The sequence below is a fragment of the Microbacterium mangrovi genome, from assembly GCF_000802305.1.
GTDB classification, from domain to species: domain Bacteria; phylum Actinomycetota; class Actinomycetes; order Actinomycetales; family Microbacteriaceae; genus Microbacterium; species Microbacterium mangrovi.
Genome location: NZ_JTDK01000002.1, coordinates 54270 through 70323, shown reverse-complemented (window position 1 = coordinate 70323; position 16054 = coordinate 54270). Strand labels below are relative to the sequence as shown.

9 protein-coding genes are annotated in these 16054 nt (G+C 67.9%); 3 read left to right on the top strand and 6 right to left on the bottom strand.

Translation table 11 applies throughout. The features are described from left to right. Nucleotides 1-10: 10 nt before the first annotated feature. A complete protein-coding gene (locus tag LK09_RS02110; protein ID WP_039395236.1) occupies nt 11-1414 on the bottom strand; it encodes a bifunctional cytidylyltransferase/SDR family oxidoreductase in 1404 nt (467 codons plus the stop codon). A gap of 138 nt (nt 1415-1552) precedes the next feature. Between LK09_RS02110 and LK09_RS02105 the strand changes: the two genes are divergently transcribed. Beyond that, a complete protein-coding gene (locus tag LK09_RS02105) occupies nt 1553-3241 on the top strand; it encodes a CDP-glycerol glycerophosphotransferase family protein (RefSeq protein ID WP_052226310.1) in 1689 nt (562 codons plus the stop codon). On the opposite strand, the gene LK09_RS02100 is transcribed toward LK09_RS02105, so the two are convergent. After that, nucleotides 3199-5577, bottom strand: coding sequence for a CDP-glycerol glycerophosphotransferase family protein (locus tag LK09_RS02100; protein ID WP_039395234.1), 2379 nt, complete (start codon nt 5575-5577; stop codon nt 3199-3201). The genes LK09_RS02105 and LK09_RS02100 overlap by 43 nt on opposite strands. A gap of 103 nt (nt 5578-5680) precedes the next feature. Between LK09_RS02100 and LK09_RS02095 the strand changes: the two genes are divergently transcribed. Together LK09_RS02095 and LK09_RS02090 are read left to right on the top strand one after the other, a co-directional pair. Beyond that, nucleotides 5681-7144 (top strand): glycosyltransferase family 2 protein, encoded by a 1464-nt coding sequence (locus LK09_RS02095; protein WP_082007994.1) that lies wholly within the window; start codon nt 5681-5683, stop codon nt 7142-7144. Nucleotides 7145-7287: 143 nt separating this feature from the next. Further along, nucleotides 7288-9120, top strand: a complete 1833-nt coding sequence (locus LK09_RS02090) for a DUF4012 domain-containing protein (RefSeq protein ID WP_156138616.1) — start codon at nt 7288-7290, stop codon at nt 9118-9120. Nucleotides 9121-9144: 24 nt separating this feature from the next. Here LK09_RS02090 and LK09_RS02085 read toward each other — a convergent pair whose 3' ends face one another. From LK09_RS02085 to LK09_RS02065, 4 genes are read right to left on the bottom strand one after another with little or no spacing between them, the layout of a single operon-like run. Continuing rightward, nucleotides 9145-9945, bottom strand: coding sequence for an acyltransferase (locus LK09_RS02085; RefSeq protein WP_039395225.1), 801 nt, complete (start codon nt 9943-9945; stop codon nt 9145-9147). Nucleotides 9946-9996: 51 nt separating this feature from the next. Continuing rightward, nucleotides 9997-12525 carry a stealth conserved region 3 domain-containing protein gene (locus LK09_RS20495; protein ID WP_052226309.1) on the bottom strand — a complete coding sequence of 843 codons (2529 nt, stop codon included), beginning with the start codon at nt 12523-12525 and terminating at the stop codon, nt 9997-9999. Beyond that, nucleotides 12522-13316 (bottom strand): hypothetical protein, encoded by a 795-nt coding sequence (locus tag LK09_RS02070; RefSeq protein WP_156138615.1) that lies wholly within the window; start codon nt 13314-13316, stop codon nt 12522-12524. Before LK09_RS02070 ends, LK09_RS20495 begins: the two co-directional genes overlap by 4 nt. A gap of 50 nt (nt 13317-13366) precedes the next feature. Continuing rightward, a complete protein-coding gene (locus LK09_RS02065; RefSeq protein ID WP_197060948.1) occupies nt 13367-15943 on the bottom strand; it encodes a CDP-glycerol glycerophosphotransferase family protein in 2577 nt (858 codons plus the stop codon). Nucleotides 15944-16054 lie beyond the last annotated feature (111 nt).

Sequence of the window (16054 nt, the reverse complement as noted above, 5' to 3'; positions counted from 1 at the left end):
CGTCTTCCCCTCAGACCCGCTCGCGGAGGGCGGCCATCACGGCGACTTCGACGGTGACGATCTGGCCGGTCACGTCGGAATCGAGGAGGTGGATGGTGACCCGCGCCACGTCGTCGGGGTCGAGGAGCGTGCCGTCGGGTTCGTCGCCGAAGGCGGCGGTGCGCATCGGTGTCGCCGTGCGCTGAGGATTGATGCAGTTGATGTGCACGCCGGTCTCGGCCCACTCTTCGGAAAGCGCCTGGGTCAGGTTGACGACGCCGGCCTTGGTCGCGGAGTACGTGCTGTAGTTCGCCCGGCCGCGGGTGTAAGAACTCGACGTGAACAGCACCACCTGCCCGCCGGTCTCTTCGAGGTACGGGTGCGCTTCACGGCAGATGAGCGCCGGCGCCGTGAGGTTGGTCTGAATGGTGTTCTTGAGATCGTGCTTGCTGGTCTCGGTCAGCGGCGCGATGCGCAGCACACCCGCCGTGACGATCACCGCGTCGATGCGGCCCAGCTTCTCCTTGGCCTTGGCGAGGGCCTTGCGCACCTGCTTGGCGCTGGTGACGTCGGTGCCGGTGGAGGACCGGCTGAACTCGCGCACCTCCGCACCGGCGGCGATGGCCTGTTCGACGATGCTCGCGCCGATTCCGTAGCTCCCGCCGAAGACCACGATGCCTTTGCCGGTCAGGTCGGGCAGGGTCGTCACGGTGTCGGACGAGATGCTCGCCGACTGCAGCTGGAACAGCTTGTCGGCGATGTGGATGTCGATCGGCTCGGTGACCTTCATGTTCTCGGGGGTGCCGTCGACGACGAAGATCGGGACCTCGGGGAGGTACTGGAAGACGACGCCGCAGTCGTCCGTCGCCTTGAACGCCGGGTCCTGGTTCGCGATCTCGTACGCCCGGCGGATCGTGGAGAGCCGGAACGCCTGCGGAGTCTGGCCGCGGCGCAGCCGGGAGCGGTCCGGGATGTCGGTGATGCGCCGGTCTTCGCTCACCTGGATGATCGTGTCGGCCGACGGGATCGCCGTGTCCACGGCGTCGTACTCGTCGAGCGCGGCGACGCAGTCGTGGATGATGCGATCGTCGATGAAGGGCCGCACGGCGTCGTGGAACAGCACCTTGGTGTCGTCGCCGGTGAGCGCGGCGATGGCGAGCTGGGTGGTGTCGTTGCGGGTCGCGCCACCCGGCAGGATGCGGCTGAGCTTGGGAAACCGCGGGTCGACCTTGAAGTGGTCGAGTTCGCCGATCGCGCTGGCGTTCATCATGATGATGATCTCGTCGATCTCCGCACTCGCCTCAAGCGCCTCGAGGGTGTGCTCGACGATCGCCTTGCCGGCGATGCGGATCAGCTGCTTCGGAATGCCGAGTCCGACGCGGACTCCGATGCCTCCGGCGAGGACGACGGCGACCGTCTTGGTTTCTGTGCTCACGTGATCAGTACCTCAAGGATTGCGGAAAGGCGACGGCCGCGAGGGGCCCCGACTAGTTTAGGAGCGCGACCCTGCGGATGTCCTGCACCCCCGCGTAGGGTCGGAGTCCCACCCGCATCCCGGCCGAGGTTTCGATTCATGACACGACAGACTGACCGGATCGCCGCCCTGGTGACGCGGGTCCTCACCGAGACGCGCTGGCCCTCCGTGATCGTGGACGTGCTCGCGCTCCTCGCGATGGCGATCTTCTGGAACGCGCCCTGGGCGATGACGGCGGCGGCGATCGTGATCGTCGCCGCGACGCTGGCCGCCCTGGTCTGGGAGGACCCGCCGTACTGGACGGGGCGGTTCCTCACGTCCCACCTCATCCTCCTGGCGGCGGCGGTCGCGATGTTCACCGACGGCTGGTCGGTCGTGGGAATCGTCGGCGTGGTGCTCGTCGGCGGAGCCGTGGCCACCGAGGGGGCGCTGGTGCGCTCGATGCCGAGCCTGGACATGACGCCGTCGGCCAACATCCTGCCCGTCGCGGTGCCGCGCCCGCTGGCCGGTCCGAGCCGCTTCTTCCACATCCTGCTCAGCATCGCGACGGTGGTGGCGGTGGCGTCGGCGGCGTTCGACCTGGTGTGGCTCGCCGTCGTGGTCGCCGCGATCGTGTTGGTCGTGGACGGCGGCTACATCGCGAGCCTCGTGCGGCGCTCCATGCAGCGCGACGCCTCGGGAAAGCGTGCCCGCGCCAAGGTGAGAGAGCTCGGGCCGGTCTTCTACGTGCACTGGGACGCGCCCGCCGAGGGGCACTACCAGGTGACGATGTGGGTGCCGTATCTGGAGCGGCTCGGCGTCCCGTTCGTCATCATCGTCCGCAGCCGCAAGCAGCTGGACGCCCTGGCGTCGCGCGTCGCGGCCCCCGTGCTGCTGTGCGTGACCGCGGAGGAGATCGAGCGCAGCATCCTGCCCAGCGTCCGCGCGGTCCTGTTCGTGAACACTGCGCTGCGCAACGCGCACTATCTGCGGTTCAACGAACTCCGGGCCATCCAGCTCAACCACGGCGACAGCGACAAGCCGGCCAGCGCCTCCCGGCAGTTCCGCGCCTACGACCGCAATCTCGTCGCCGGGCAGGCGGCGGTGGACCGGTTCGCGCACTACGGCGTCGAGATGCCGCGGGAGCTGGTGCGGATCGTGGGGCGTCCGCAGGTGGAAGAGGTGGAACGTCCCACGCAGCCGCGCACGGGCGCACCCACGGTGCTCTACGCCCCGACCTGGGCGGGCTTCTTCACCGACTCGAACCTCAGCTCGCTGCCCTCGGGCGTCGCGATGGTCGAGGATCTCCTGGAACGCGGATGCACGATCGTGTTCCGGCCGCACGCGTTCACCTCCCGCAACGCCGACCTGCAGGCGCAGGCGGACCGCATCCGGGCCCTGCTCGCCGATGACGCCCGCCGCACCGGGCGCGCCCACCTGTTCGGCGCGGTCGCGGAGAGCGAGATGACGGTGGTGGACTGCTTCAACGCGAGCGACGCGATGGTCGCGGACGTGTCGAGCATCGTCTCGGACTACCTGTATTCGGAGAAGCCGTTCGCGATGGCGTCGGCGGGCATGCCGCGCACCGAGTTCACCGCCGCGTACCCGGTCTCACAGGCGGCATACGTCGTCGACCCCGACCGGTCGTCGTTCCACGCTGCCTTCGACGCGATGCTCGGCGACGATCCGCTCCGGGCGGAGCGCGTGCGGCTGCGCCGCCACTACCTGGGCGACTTCCCCGCGGAGGGGTACTCGGAGGTCTTCGTTCAGGCCTTGCGCGAAGAGCTCGCCGCCGAGACAACACGCTGAGCGACGGCATCCGCACACGCGGACCCCGCCCGTCCTTCGGGGATCTGCACCCAGCGGTCGGCGAACGCCTTGGCGGTCTCGGCCGACGCCTCGTCGGCGGCGATCGCCGCGATCAGCTGCGCGCTGTCGCGCACGATCGGGCCGGGCAGATCGTGCCGGTAGTCGAGGTAGAAGTCGCGCGACGCGATGTACTCGTCGAGGTCGGGGGCGAGGAAGTAGGTGGGGATGCCGAGGGCCGCGGCCTCGTAGAGCACCGACGAGTAGTCGGTGACGAACAGGTCGGCCACCTGCAGCAGCTCCTGCGTCGAGAAGCCCGCCGCGGTGTCGACGTCCGGACCGAAATCCCGCGGCATCAGGGGATGCAGCTTGACGACGAGGTGGATGCCGGCATCCCTCATCGCCGCTGCGAGCTCGACCGCGTCGACCGCGACCGAGCCGTCGAGGCGGAACGTCGGGGCGAACACGGCGATGCGCTTGCCGCGCAGGTGCGGGTGCACGTCGAAGATCGCCGTGCGCGTGGCCGCGACCCGCTCCGGGTCGACGAGCCGGTCCACGCGCGGCAGCGGGGCGATCTCGATCCGTGACGCCGGCACTCCGAACGCCTCCGCATACGGCGCACGGCATGCTTCGCCGCTGGCGAGCACCATGTCATAACCCCGGTGCATCCGCATGGCCGCGGCGAGGCGCGCGTCGCGGCCCTCCGGGTGGTCGAGGATGCTGAGGCCGAACTTCTTGAACGCGCCCAGCGCGTGCCAGATCTGGATGACGGTGAGCCCGGGGCCGTGCCGCAGCAGGCTCGCGACCATCGCGTAGGTGTCGATGACCAGCACGCGCGAGGTCGCGACGTGGTAGAGCTGCTCGAGCATGTGCACGGCGTAGCCGAGCTTGGCGAGGTACCCGGGCGGCACCATCCGCACCAGGGTGACGACCTTCACCGACGGGTCGGCGCGACGGATCGCGGCCTCCAGGTCGACGAAGTCCTCCGGCACCGTCTCGTGCTCGCGGCTGATCATGACGACCTTGCGCCGCCGCGGCAGCACCCGCAGCGGCAGATAGGCGAGGTTGAGGCCGATGCGGGCGGCTCCGGCCACCAGCAGACGCAGCCCCATCGCGCCGCTCGCACGGGTGGGGGCGATGTTGCCGCCGCCGGGCGCGGCCGCCTCGGGGCGCGCCGTCTCGCGCGGGGTCAGGATGAGCTCGCGCACGATTCGCTCGCTGGAGTGCCCGTCGCAGGCACCGAGGAACCGCTCCCGGAACGCCTCCTCCGCCCCGGTGTACCGCGCGGAGCGGATCGCATCCGGAAGCCCGGCCGGATCCTTCACCAGCGGGCCGGTGACGTACTCCTCGAACGGGTAGTAGAAGTCGCGCTCCGCCGTGTACTGCTCGAGGTCCGGGCAGAAGAACACGATCGGGCGCTTGAGGAGCGCGAACTCGAAGATCGTCGACGAATAGTCGGCGATGAGCACGTCGGCCGCCATCAACAGCTGGGTGATCTCGCGGTCGGCGGTGACGTCGATGATGCTCGTGACGTCGGGCCGGGCGACGATGAGCGGCTTGACGAACGGATGCATCTTGACCATGACCACCCAGTCGTCCCCGAGGTCGCGGGTGAGGGCATCCCAGTCCACGCAGTCGTAGTCGAACACGGCGGTGAGGTGGCCGGGGCCCCGGAAGGTCGGGGCGTAGAGCGCGATCTTGGTCGACTCCGAGATTCCATAGCGCTCGCGCACCTCGCGATTCGCGTTCGCCACGAAGTCCGCGTCGAAGAAGACGTCGGTGCGCGGCACGCCCAGCGGCTTGACCTTGGCGATGTCGATCCCATACGCCTCGGCGTAATTCGCGCGGACCGCGCTGGAGGACACCGTCGCGTCGGTGTAGTTCTTGTGCGCCAGGGAGCCCTTGGCGGGGCCGCCCGGCAGCCCGTCGCGGCTCCAGCCGACCCGCTTGAAGGCCCCCGCCGCGTGCCACACCTGCAGCAGGCGGGATTCGGACCGGATCTTCCACGAGTAGATCAGCGGGTAGTAGTCGTCCACGACGATGGTCTGCGCGGTCGCCGCCAGCCACGGCAGCCGGAAGATGTCGCGCACCCGGCGCCGGTGCGCCATGCTCCGCTTGAACAGCCCGATGATCTCGGCATCCGGGTCCTGCCGTCGGATCTCGTCACGGAGGAACTCGATGTTGCCGCTGTAGTCCGCGCGCGAATCCGAGAGGAAGAGCGTCCGCGCGGGCTTGACGCGCACGAGGCGGGTCAGGATGCCGTAGGTCACCGCGTACGGGGCGAAGCGCAGCTGGTGGAGGAAGCTGACGCGGCGAAGGATGCTGCGGGGGCTGGGCATGACGGACGAGTCTATTGGACCGGCCTGAACGCGCCCGGGGAGCGGGCGAGGGACGCGCGGCGGTTCGGGTGCGGCCCAGAAACGCCCAATAGCATTGCGGACCATGGGTGGAGCGAGATCCGGCGTGCGCATCAGCGCGATCATCCCGATGTACGGCGTGGAACGGTATCTCCCGGAGCTGCTGCAGAGCCTGTCGGCGCAGGAGCCGGGGGACTACGAGATCGACTACCTCTTCATCGACGACGGCTCGCCCGACCGCTCCGGCGACCTCGCCGAGGAGTGGCTGGCCGGCTCCGGGGCATCCGGGCGGGTCATCCGGCAGCAGAACGCAGGGGTGAGCGCGGCCCGCAACCGGGGGCTGTCCGAAGCGACCGGCGACTGGGTGACCTTCCCGGACTCCGACGACATCCTCGACGCCCGCTACTTCCGCAACGTCGCCCGGTTCATCCGCCGCGACGGGGAGCGGGTGAGCCTCGTGGCCGCGCGGCTGCTGCGGCTGTACGACGCCGACGGATCCATCCAGGACGTCCACGCGCTGCAGTTCCGCTTCGCGGCCGGCGACCGCCGTGTGTCGATGACCGAGTACCCCGACTTCTTCCAGATGAACGCCGCGTCGTCGTTCTTCCGCCGGGCCGACCTGGAGCGCACCGGCGTGCGGTTCCCGCTCGGCCTGCACGCCTCCGAGGACGCCATGTTCGTCGCGGACCACCTGCTGCGCTCGGGCGCGGAGCCCGTGCTCGGTCTCGTCGCCGACGCCACTTACATCTACCGTCGGCGGGCGACGGCCGACTCCGCCGTCGACCTGTCGCGCCTGGATCCGGTGGGCAGCATCGGCCGGTTCCACGACGCCTACCTCCCGCTGATGCAGCGCGCCGCGGCGATGGGGCCGGTGCCGGCGTGGCTGCAGTCGATGTTCCTCTACGAGTGCCAGTGGCTGCTTCCGGCGGCGACCGCAGCCGAGAGCGAGGTGCCGCCGCTGTCGGATGCCGACGGAGCCCTGATGCTCGCCGCGCTCGCCGACTGCGCGCATTTCGTGGACGAGGACGTGCTGTTCCGGTACGACGCGTCTGCCCTGTCTCTCGAGGCGCGGCTGCTGCTGCAGCTGCTGTCGGGGCGCAGCATCCCGGCCTGGGTGGGGGCCTACCGCGACCGCGGACACGGGGTCGACCTGCCGATCGCCGCCGGAGCCGAGGTCACCGTCGTCGGCCCGGACTGGAAGCCGCTCGACATCACGGGGGAGCGCACCGCGCCGGATCACTTCGGCCAGAAGGTGCTCGAGCGCTGGCACGGCACGATCCCGAAGGATGCCCGCGTGGTCGTCGACGGGGTGGCGCGCACCGAGGTGCCCCGCCGCTGGGAGGATCGCCCGGCCCAGCAGTGGGACCGGCATCGCCGCGTGGTCGTCGGCTGGACCCCGGGAACACTGCCGTCCCGTGCCGACGAGGTGCGCGTCTGGAAGCCCGTGCCCGGCCCGTTCGGCTCGTTCGGGCCGCGCGCGCAGTGGCGCCTGCGGCTCTGGCGCCGGCGCGTCGCGCGGATCGTGAAGAAGGCGCGCGGCCGCGCCTGAGGCGATCGCGCGCATCCGTCCGGTCAGGCTGCGTCCGCGCTACCGCCCCGAATCCGGTGTATAAGCATCATCGCGGCTGCTTCTCGGCTGTGTCGGGGGCCCCTCAGGGCGGTGTCACAGTCGTGAACCGGTAAGGTCATTCAGTGTCCAAAAGCCCTCATCCCGGCCGCTATCGGGCGGATCGTGGCGGTCGTCACGCCGCGCGCCCGCGCGGTCGTCGATGGCCGTGGGCGGTCGGCGTCCCCCTGGTGATCCTCGGCATCCCCGCGGTGCTGGTGGGCATCTTCGCGATGCAGGCCGTCTCGGTCGAGCAGGATCTCACCTCGGCGAAGACGCAGATGTCGTCGATCATGCACTACGTGAAGAACGGCGACTCGGGCCAGATCGCGAAAGCGGGCGATCAGATCGCCGCAAAGACGCAGGATGCCGCGTCCACGGTGCGGGGGCCGCTGTGGGATCTCGCGGTGAACATCCCCGTGGTCGGCGAGAACGTCGACGCGGTGCGTCGCGCGACCGAAGCCACCAACATCCTCGTCGAGGGGGCGCTGCCCGCCGGGGTGAAGCTGCTCGGTGCGCTGAAGATCGACAAGCACTCGGTCAGCGGCGGCGGGATCAACCTCGAACCGGTGGTCTCGGCGAGTGACTCCCTGCCCCGCATCAAAGCGGCGTTCGCGGACGCGAAGACGACCTTGGCGGGCGTCGACCAGACGAAGATCCTCCCGGTCGTCAACAACGCGATCAAGTCCCTCGTGACGGTCGTCGACCAGGCCGGTCCCGCGCTCGACACGGTCGAGCAGTACCTGCCGACCTTGCTGGACATCGCCGGTGCGCACGGCAACCGCACCTACATGCTGATCTTCCAGAACCTGGCGGAGTCGCGCGCTCAGGGCGGCCTGCCCGCCGCGACGGCGATCATCACGATCAACAATGGGCACTTCAAGCTCGAGAAGCAGACCAGCACGTTCAGCTTCCCCCGAAACGTCCAGGTGATCAGTCCGCCGTGGGAGACCCAGGCGCTCTACGACTCCGACACGTTCATGGGCTTCGGCAACTTCACGCGGACCCCCAACTTCACCACCACCGCGAGCGCGTTCGACGCGCTCTGGTTCAACACCACCGGCGGCCACCTCGACGGCGTCATCTCACTGGACCCCGTGGTGCTCTCGTACATGCTCAAGGTCACGGGGCCGATCGTCACGGGCGATCACCGCACCCTCGACTCGACGAACGTCGTCGACGCTCTGCTGAACAACGCCTATATCCGCTATCGCGGCAACAAGGCGCAGGATCTCTTCTTCGGGAGTGTGGCCGAGAAGGTGTTCTCGAAGGTGTCGTCGGGCAGCTACGACATCATGAAGATGCTCGGTCAGTTCCAGATCGCGATCAAGCAGGACCGCCTGCACGCCTGGTTCCAGAATCCGGACGAACAGAAGATGGCCGCCGATTTCGGCATGGTGGGTGACCTCGAGACCACCAACAAGAAGACCACGCAGGCGGGGATCTTCCTCAACAACGCCGACTACAGCAAGCTCGACTACTTCCTCAAGACCAAGGTCACGCTGACGTGCGACGCGAAGGCGGGCACGATGACCGAGGCCATCACGATCACCAACACTGCTCCGCTGACGGGTCTCACGAGCTACCAGCTGAACCGGCGTCCCAAGTACCTGCAGGCACCGACGACGCAGATCTTCGACGTCATGTACTTCGCGCCGCCCGGCTCGACGATCACCGGCGTGACCCCGATCGGCGGCGACTCGTACTACGACGCGCGCGTCGGCTTCGAGAACGGGCGAAACGTGCAGAGCGTGCGCGTGTTCGTGCCGACGGGCACGAGCAAGGTGGTCACCTACACCAGCACGATCCCCAAGGGTGCGCGCGGACCGTTCTCGATCGCCACGACGCCGACGGTGGTCCCGACGGCGAACACCACGGTGTCACCGACCTGCGGTGCTCTCGTCACGGCGAAGAAGTAGCCGCGGCGGGACCGGCCGGCGCCGTCACGCCTTGCGGGCGAGCAGGCGCTTCGCCCGGCGCTTCGCGCGGGCGACCAGCGAGCGGTTTCCTCGCGCGAAGACGACGCGCTTCGCACGCGTGACCGGTCCGACGGGTTCCTCGGTGAGCTTCCAGTACTTCTTCGTCTTCGTGATGCCGTCTGCATTCGGACGGTAGGGCGGCTGGGTCAGGGACAGATGCGGGCGCTCCCAGGCGACGTTGCGTCGCACCACCTTGGCCGGTGAGCCGACGGCGATGACGTTGTTGGGGATCCGCCCGGTCACGAGTGCGTTGAACCCGATCACGCTGCCGTCGCCGACCACGGATCCACCGAGGGCGCACGCACCGTAGGCGAACCAGACGTGGCTGCCGATGGTGATGCTCCTCGACTTGTTCACGCGTCCGCCCGTGACGACGTCGTAGACGGCGTGTCCGTCGTCGGCTCGGAACTGGTTGCCGCTCGCGATCATCACATCGTCGCCGAAGGTGATGCTCGTGCCCTCGACGGCACTGATCGTACTCGTCGACGTCATCGTGACGTTGTCGCCGAAGGTGATCGTCGAATCCTGGCCGACCCGGATGCTTGCGCGGATCGCGCCGTCGCGCGTGCCGGCGCCCAGGATGAGCGTTCCGTTGTCGCCGTCGAAGGTCAGGTCGAGTTTGACGATGCGTGCGCGCTCGTGGACGACGAGCCGATTGTTCTTTCCGCGGAAGCGGACGTTCACGCCTTCCCGGAACTCGGAAGGGCTCTCGATGACGTTGCCGTCGTCGTCGGCGTACTCGTGGAGTCGATCAACGGTAACCATCCGACCATGCTAGTGGGGGCCATGTTGAGGGCGGAGCGTGGAGGGGCGCCCTTACCGGTGACGGGTGACGAGTTCCTCCAGGAACGATACGAGGATCTCGTGCTCGTCGCGGTGCCGACGATCCGACTGCATCGGCTCCGCGACCGCCACGACATCGACCTTCGGGTCGTCAAGGATGTGTTGCAGACGGCTCACAAGAGTGTCGGCTCGTAGCGAGGCGTATCGGTATCCGATGTGCCCGGGGACGTAGGTTCCGCGCGCGTACCCGAAGTACTGGCTGAACGAGGACATGACCGACAGGTCCGTTCCGCTCCGGAAACGCGCACCGCGTGTTGCTCTTAGCTGTTCGGGGAAGCGATCCTCGATCTCCATCAGCGAGGATCGACGATGCGCATACGGCGCGTGCAGCAAGCTGTGGGTGATCTCGAACCCGAAGCTCTCGGCGATCAGAGCGCGATTGTTGCTCGCGGCGGCCAGATGCGGCGCGTGGTCTGTGCCGCCGTACTGGAGGGGAACTCCCGTCGGGAAGAACTTCGCCACTCCGTTCGAGAAGAAGAATGAATCCGGTCGAAGGGGACGAGCGACGATGAAGTCGTCGTTGAAATAGATGAAATGTTCGGCGAGTCCACCAATCCGGTGCAGGCTGGCCTCGATCGCATGGGAATTGAAAACCGGCAGTGAGTCGAAGTCGGGGAAGATCTCGGTGTGGTCGACGACCTGGACATCGGGGAACTCGTTCAGAACGCGGCTCGGGGTCTGTCGATCAGTGACGACGAAGATATTGCGCACCCACGGCAGATAGCGCCTGACAGAGCGGATCGAGTAGTACAGCTCGTCGCGGCTCACGTACCGCTCCTCACGAGCACTGTCATGCGCCACGTCAACACTGCCGTCAACCAGGAACGGGGCGCGCCGCGCGCGCCATGCGGGGTCGCTGCCGTCGACCCACGTGTAGACGACATCGATGGGGAAGCTGATGGTGTTCCAATAAGGCAGGCCCGACGGCGTCGCCGTTCCGTCTTCCATCCACCGCTGCCAGCGGGAGTCGTCAACAGAGGCGGGGCCGTCACGCCCATCCGGACTAATGCGCTGTCCGTCGACCGTCGGCCACAGCTGAATCGATCCGAGCAACCGGCCCGATGCGTCATCCAGCGTGAGGGCGGTCGCTGAGGGCGCGACCACGGGGGCCAGCGTTGTCGGCGTCCATGGCGTCGCGAGCAGTTCGTTGTTCCATCGGGCGCTGACCTGTATCGGGAGGTCGACAGCGTGAATCGCGCGAAGCACGGACGCGACATCCTCGTGGGCCGCTGCAATGCGCCATGCGGACTCGCGCGGCGTAGCGGGTCTCCACTTCACGCCCTCGGCCTCGAGTCGCGCGATCACGGCCATTCGTAGGGATTCTCCGTCGACAGCCGGTGCCGCGTCGTTGATCGGTTCCACCGCCTCTCGGGGTGCCGACGCCGAAGGTCGCTTCTCCGACGCCAGCAGCTCCCCGAAGATCGTGAGCCAGGCGGGCATGACGTTGTCGGAGTCGAACTGCCAGGCGGCTTCCCGCGCCCGTCGCCCGAACTCGAGTCGGCGTTCCTCGTCCGCCATCAGTGTCCGCAAGCCGCTGGCGAGGCCCATACGGCTGTTCATAGGCACGATGATGCCGCCCCGCGTCGCATCAAGGATTTCTCGTGGTCCGGTCGCCGTGTCGTAACTGACGACCGGAACCCCCGCGGCCTGCGCCTCCAGGAGCGTCATCGGCAGGGCCTCGGATCGTGAGGAGAGCGCGAAGATCGACGCTTTCGCCAGCTGGGAATCGATGTCGGAGACCGCGCCGGGCAACTCAACCCTGGTCTCGAGCCCGTTGCGTCGGATCTCGGTGAGAATACGCGGCTTCGCCGGCCCGTCGCCATAGATTCGCAGACGCCATTCCGGATGCTGTTCGGTCGCGACGGCGAATGCGCGGACAAGATGATCGAACTGTTTGGCGGGCACGAAACGGCCGGCCGACATCACCAGAGGCTGGCGCAGTGAGCTCTGGGCGAACGATGCAACGTCGACGCCGTTCGCGACGACACCGATTCGCGGCGCATCCTCGCCCAGCTCCGTGCGGATCCAATCCGCGTTCCGAGCAGTCAGGACCACAATGGCATCCAGTCGGTGGGCGCAGGCTCGAAGAGGATCAAACCCCGGACCGCGGGCCGCGGAGAATCGGTGCTCCTGGTGCACGATCCGCGCTCGAGGCGGGACGAATCGACTCGCCAGCAGAGCGAGAGCGGGGGTCGTTGTCACAACGATATCCGCACTCACACGACGGAAGGCGTCTTCGACAGCCGAGTCCGACCCTGCGTCGAACTGGTCGTCCCAGATTCGGGGGATGAGAAGTGAGGGGCGAAGCGTCTCGTCGCGGCGCTTCGTCGCGTACTTCACCTTCACGCGCGGGTCGACCGCGAAATGGGATGCACTCGCGGCCTTGTGCAGCGACAGGATCGTGACCTCGGCGTGGTCCGCCATCCAGTTCGCTTGAGAGATGATCGTGCGCTCGGTGCCCCCGGCGGCATCCGCCGTCGTGAGGACGTACGTGACCTTCATCGGGCGACCTGCGACTCTCTCCAATTTCCCGTGCGAACCGCGAGACGGCCATCGCCGGTGAAATAGACCTTCGAGTAGAGCGCCGTCCCCGAAGCATCCCGGTAGACGAGCATCGGGACGTTGACAGCACTCCCATAGCGCGCGAGATCCCCGGTGTCGCCGACGACCGCGGTCTCTTCACCGTTCCTCTTGAAGGCGAAGTCCCAGTACTCGGGATCGAGCTGTGCGCCGGACTTCAGCCCCGCCAAGGTCACCGTCCATCCATTGGCCTCGGCGATCGGCTCGATCGCCACTGTTCGGCCGCGATTGCGGAGGACGAGACTGCCCTCGGTGACCGCCGCGTCGAGAAGGAGAACGATCCCGTCGACGGATGACCGGATGCCCCGGACGACGGTCGCAGCCTTCGGCGTGACGACCGTGACAGCTGCTCCGTCCTTCTCGTCAGAAACTCGGTACCAATGGTTCTCTCGCGTCAGCGGTCCCTCGACCGCCCCTGAGGAATCCCGACTGGGAGCGGTGAGCGGGAACTCGCGCTCACCGTCGACGAGTTTGAGTGCGTGTGTGCCCGATGCCGGCAGGACGACACCGAGGTCGACCACGAAGCGGTCCACATCCCCAGCCGAGTAGCAGGGATCGATCAGGACGTCGGTGCCGATCCGGAGCTTCGTGGATTCGTGCCGCGGTTGAAGGAACTTGACCGCCACCGTCAGGATGCGGCCGTCTGGGCACGCCGCCTGTTTCACAACGAAGAGGGGCCTCGCGGCCGGTCGTTCACGGCCGGATGCGCGCAACTTCTGCGCGGCGCTCCGGAGCCGGCGCGCCAGGCGGCGTGGTGCTGTCGTCATGTGATGCTGTACTCCCCAGGGCGTCGGTCCGGTTCGCCGATGCGCAGATTCAGGTCAGTGATCGCCGCGTCGAAGACGCGCGCGCACGCGCCCTGATCCCAGTAAGGGAAAGTGTCGCGCACGCGCTTGCGGTAGAGGTGCGGCGTGCGGCCGGCGACAGCGTCATCGATGGCCTGCATCGCCGCATCGGCCGTCGTGCAGACCGGACCGAACCCGTCCCGCTCGAAGTCGAAGTAGCCGGGGTACAGCGTGTGCGTGATGCCGTAGACCGCCCCGCCGTCGATGTGCATGTAGACCACCCTCGCCTCGGCGAATGCCGCGTCGAATGCCACTGACGAGTAGTCGGTGAGGAACACGGCGGCGTTGCCGATGAGTTCCTGTACGTCGGCTTTGTCGTAGGTGGTCACCTCGACATGGTCGGGGATGGCGTCGTACGGAAAGTGCTCGGCGAGATTCGGGTGCGGAACGAAGGTGACCGTGTACCCGCGCTGCGCGAGGGAGCGCAGGCGGTCGTCTCCCAGCACGCCGAGGATGGACCGGATGAACGGCGAATCGCGGAACCCCGCCTTGGGCTTGCGGAGTTCGCCGGACGCCGTCGGAGGCTCGAACAGTCCATTGCGCCAGGTGGGGGCGATCACGATCGAGCGCCGCTTCTCGACCGGCGCGGCATCGGCGATGCGGCGCAGGCTGTCGAACCGGGGGAGCCCGGTCATGCGGGCTTCGCGATCTGTGAAGACGTAGGGCGAGTCATCGCCGGCGATGGCCTCGTGCTCCTGCGGGGTCGATGTGATGAACAGGCGCATCTTCTGCCTGTTCAGCCAGATCGACAGGTCGTTGTGGATCACCCCGTGCTGCAGGAAGGTGAACGTCCACGGCGCGTGTCGCAGCAGATAGCGATCGAAGATCGGACGGCTCACATCGATGCCGACATGCGAGGACAGGTACTGCGTGGTCTTGTTCAGCAGGAGCTGGTGCCGCAGCGACCCGTACGGGACGAGACGGAACCCTTCGGCCTTGAGCCGCGCGAAGTCGGGCGAATCCGAACGCAGCACGAACCACGCGTTGACCTCGGGGTGATGCTCCATCAGCCACCGATACATGTGCTCGGCGTTGTCGCGGCCCATGTTGGCACGGTCCATCAGCAGCCAGGCATCGTCGAATCCGCTCGCGACTCCGGGAACGCGCGCCAGGCCACGCACCACCGCGGCACGGCTCAGCCACGACCTCCGCGCCTGGCGCAGCGCGGCACGCCAGCCCTGACGACCGGGGGTCTCCGGTGCTGCGCCGACGGCGGATCCGGGCCGCAGATGGTCCTCGACCTGCGCCGCGAAGGCATGGGGATCGTCGGGGACGGCCGGGGCTTCCCCGTCGGCGAGCAGGATCGCGACATCGACGCCGTCCACCCGCAGGCTGTGGCGGCCATGGATCGGAATCCACACGATGCGTTCTTGATAGATCGTCGAGCCGAACGCCTCGACGGCGCGGCGCTTGCCGTAGACGGGCTCGGCGGGCGCACCGTCGGTCTGCAGCTCTTCGGTCGACGTGGGCGACCAGCGGGTGTGCCGCACCTGCATCAGCGCCGCATCGGCATCCACGCCGACGATGTGCGCGGCCGCGGCGACGCCGGTGCGCCCCTTGAGCGCCAGGAGCATGTCACGGCGTTCGTCGGCGGCATCCGCTCGCTCGGCGTGCGACGAGAAGAGCTGGTCGTCGAAAAGAGCGAGGACGTCGCGGAATGCCGCGCGGAACCGCGCGCCGTCCGCCCCGCGGAGGGAGGTCGCGCGTCGCACGGTGGTGTTTTCGAAGGCCAGGAGACGCGAAATGGTTCGCAGTGAGTACCAGTGCTTCCAGGACGTCTGGGCGGGAGAGTCGGGAAGACGTCGGGCGATCTCATCGAGGAGCGCGAGATAGCGGGCGGCATCCCCGCGCAGCCGCGCGGTCTGCGCGTCGAGGGGAGGGAGCGGTCGCCGGAGATAGAGAGTGCCGCCCACGAAGCGGACCGCGGTCGGAGCGCCGCGGTGCTCGAGCAGGTCGATCACCAGAAGCTCGTCGTAGTACTGGTCGGTGGTCTCTCCGGCCGGCCCGACCGGAGAGCGGCGCAGGGCCAGCCGGCTGACATCCCCGGTCAGACCGTTCAGCGTCGCATCGAGTGCGACGGTGCGGCCCGGGTGGGGTTCGACCCACGCGGCGGTCGAGCTCAGACTGCGACCGGGAACGGCGATCGCATCGACCGATTCGCCGTGCTCGGTGATCTCGCCCACGAGAGCTTCGACGTAGTTGCGTCCCAGCACATCCCGTGCGTTCGGGAAGGTGACCCAGTCGCCGGCGGCCCGGGCGAGCGCCTCGCGCCGTGCCGTGGAGGCGTCGGGGACGGAGGCCTGGAGGACCGTGGCGCGGATGCCGCGGTCGTCGACGGCCTCCGCCACGCGCAGCTGCAGTGCGTCGGAGCCGATCACGGCGAAGATGCACTCGACGTCGGTGAGCACCTGCGTGGCCAGCGAAGCCAGGAACTCGTCCAACTCAGTGCCGTCGGCGCGCACGACGACGATCAAGGAGAGGACTACGGAGTGCATGTGGGCCGGGAGGGTGAGGTGAACGCAAGGGAAACAGATCATTAAGAATGATCTGAGAATCAGTATATTGCCCAGATCCTCATTGCCTTTTCGGAGGTACGGCGCGCCTCC

Bases quoted from the DNA above. Each gene is read 5' to 3' on its own strand.
- LK09_RS02105 (WP_052226310.1), top strand. From the start codon at position 1,553: ATGACACGACAGACTGACCGGATCGCCGCCCTGGTGACGCGGGTCCTC.
- LK09_RS02095 (WP_082007994.1), top strand. From the start codon at position 5,681: ATGGGTGGAGCGAGATCCGGCGTGCGCATCAGCGCGATCATCCCGATG.
- LK09_RS20495 (WP_052226309.1), bottom strand. From the start codon at position 12,525: ATGAAGGTCACGTACGTCCTCACGACGGCGGATGCCGCCGGGGGCACC.
- LK09_RS02100 (WP_039395234.1), bottom strand. From the start codon at position 5,577: ATGCCCAGCCCCCGCAGCATCCTTCGCCGCGTCAGCTTCCTCCACCAG.
- LK09_RS02065 (WP_197060948.1), bottom strand. From the start codon at position 15,943: ATGCACTCCGTAGTCCTCTCCTTGATCGTCGTCGTGCGCGCCGACGGC.
- LK09_RS02085 (WP_039395225.1), bottom strand. From the start codon at position 9,945: ATGGTTACCGTTGATCGACTCCACGAGTACGCCGACGACGACGGCAAC.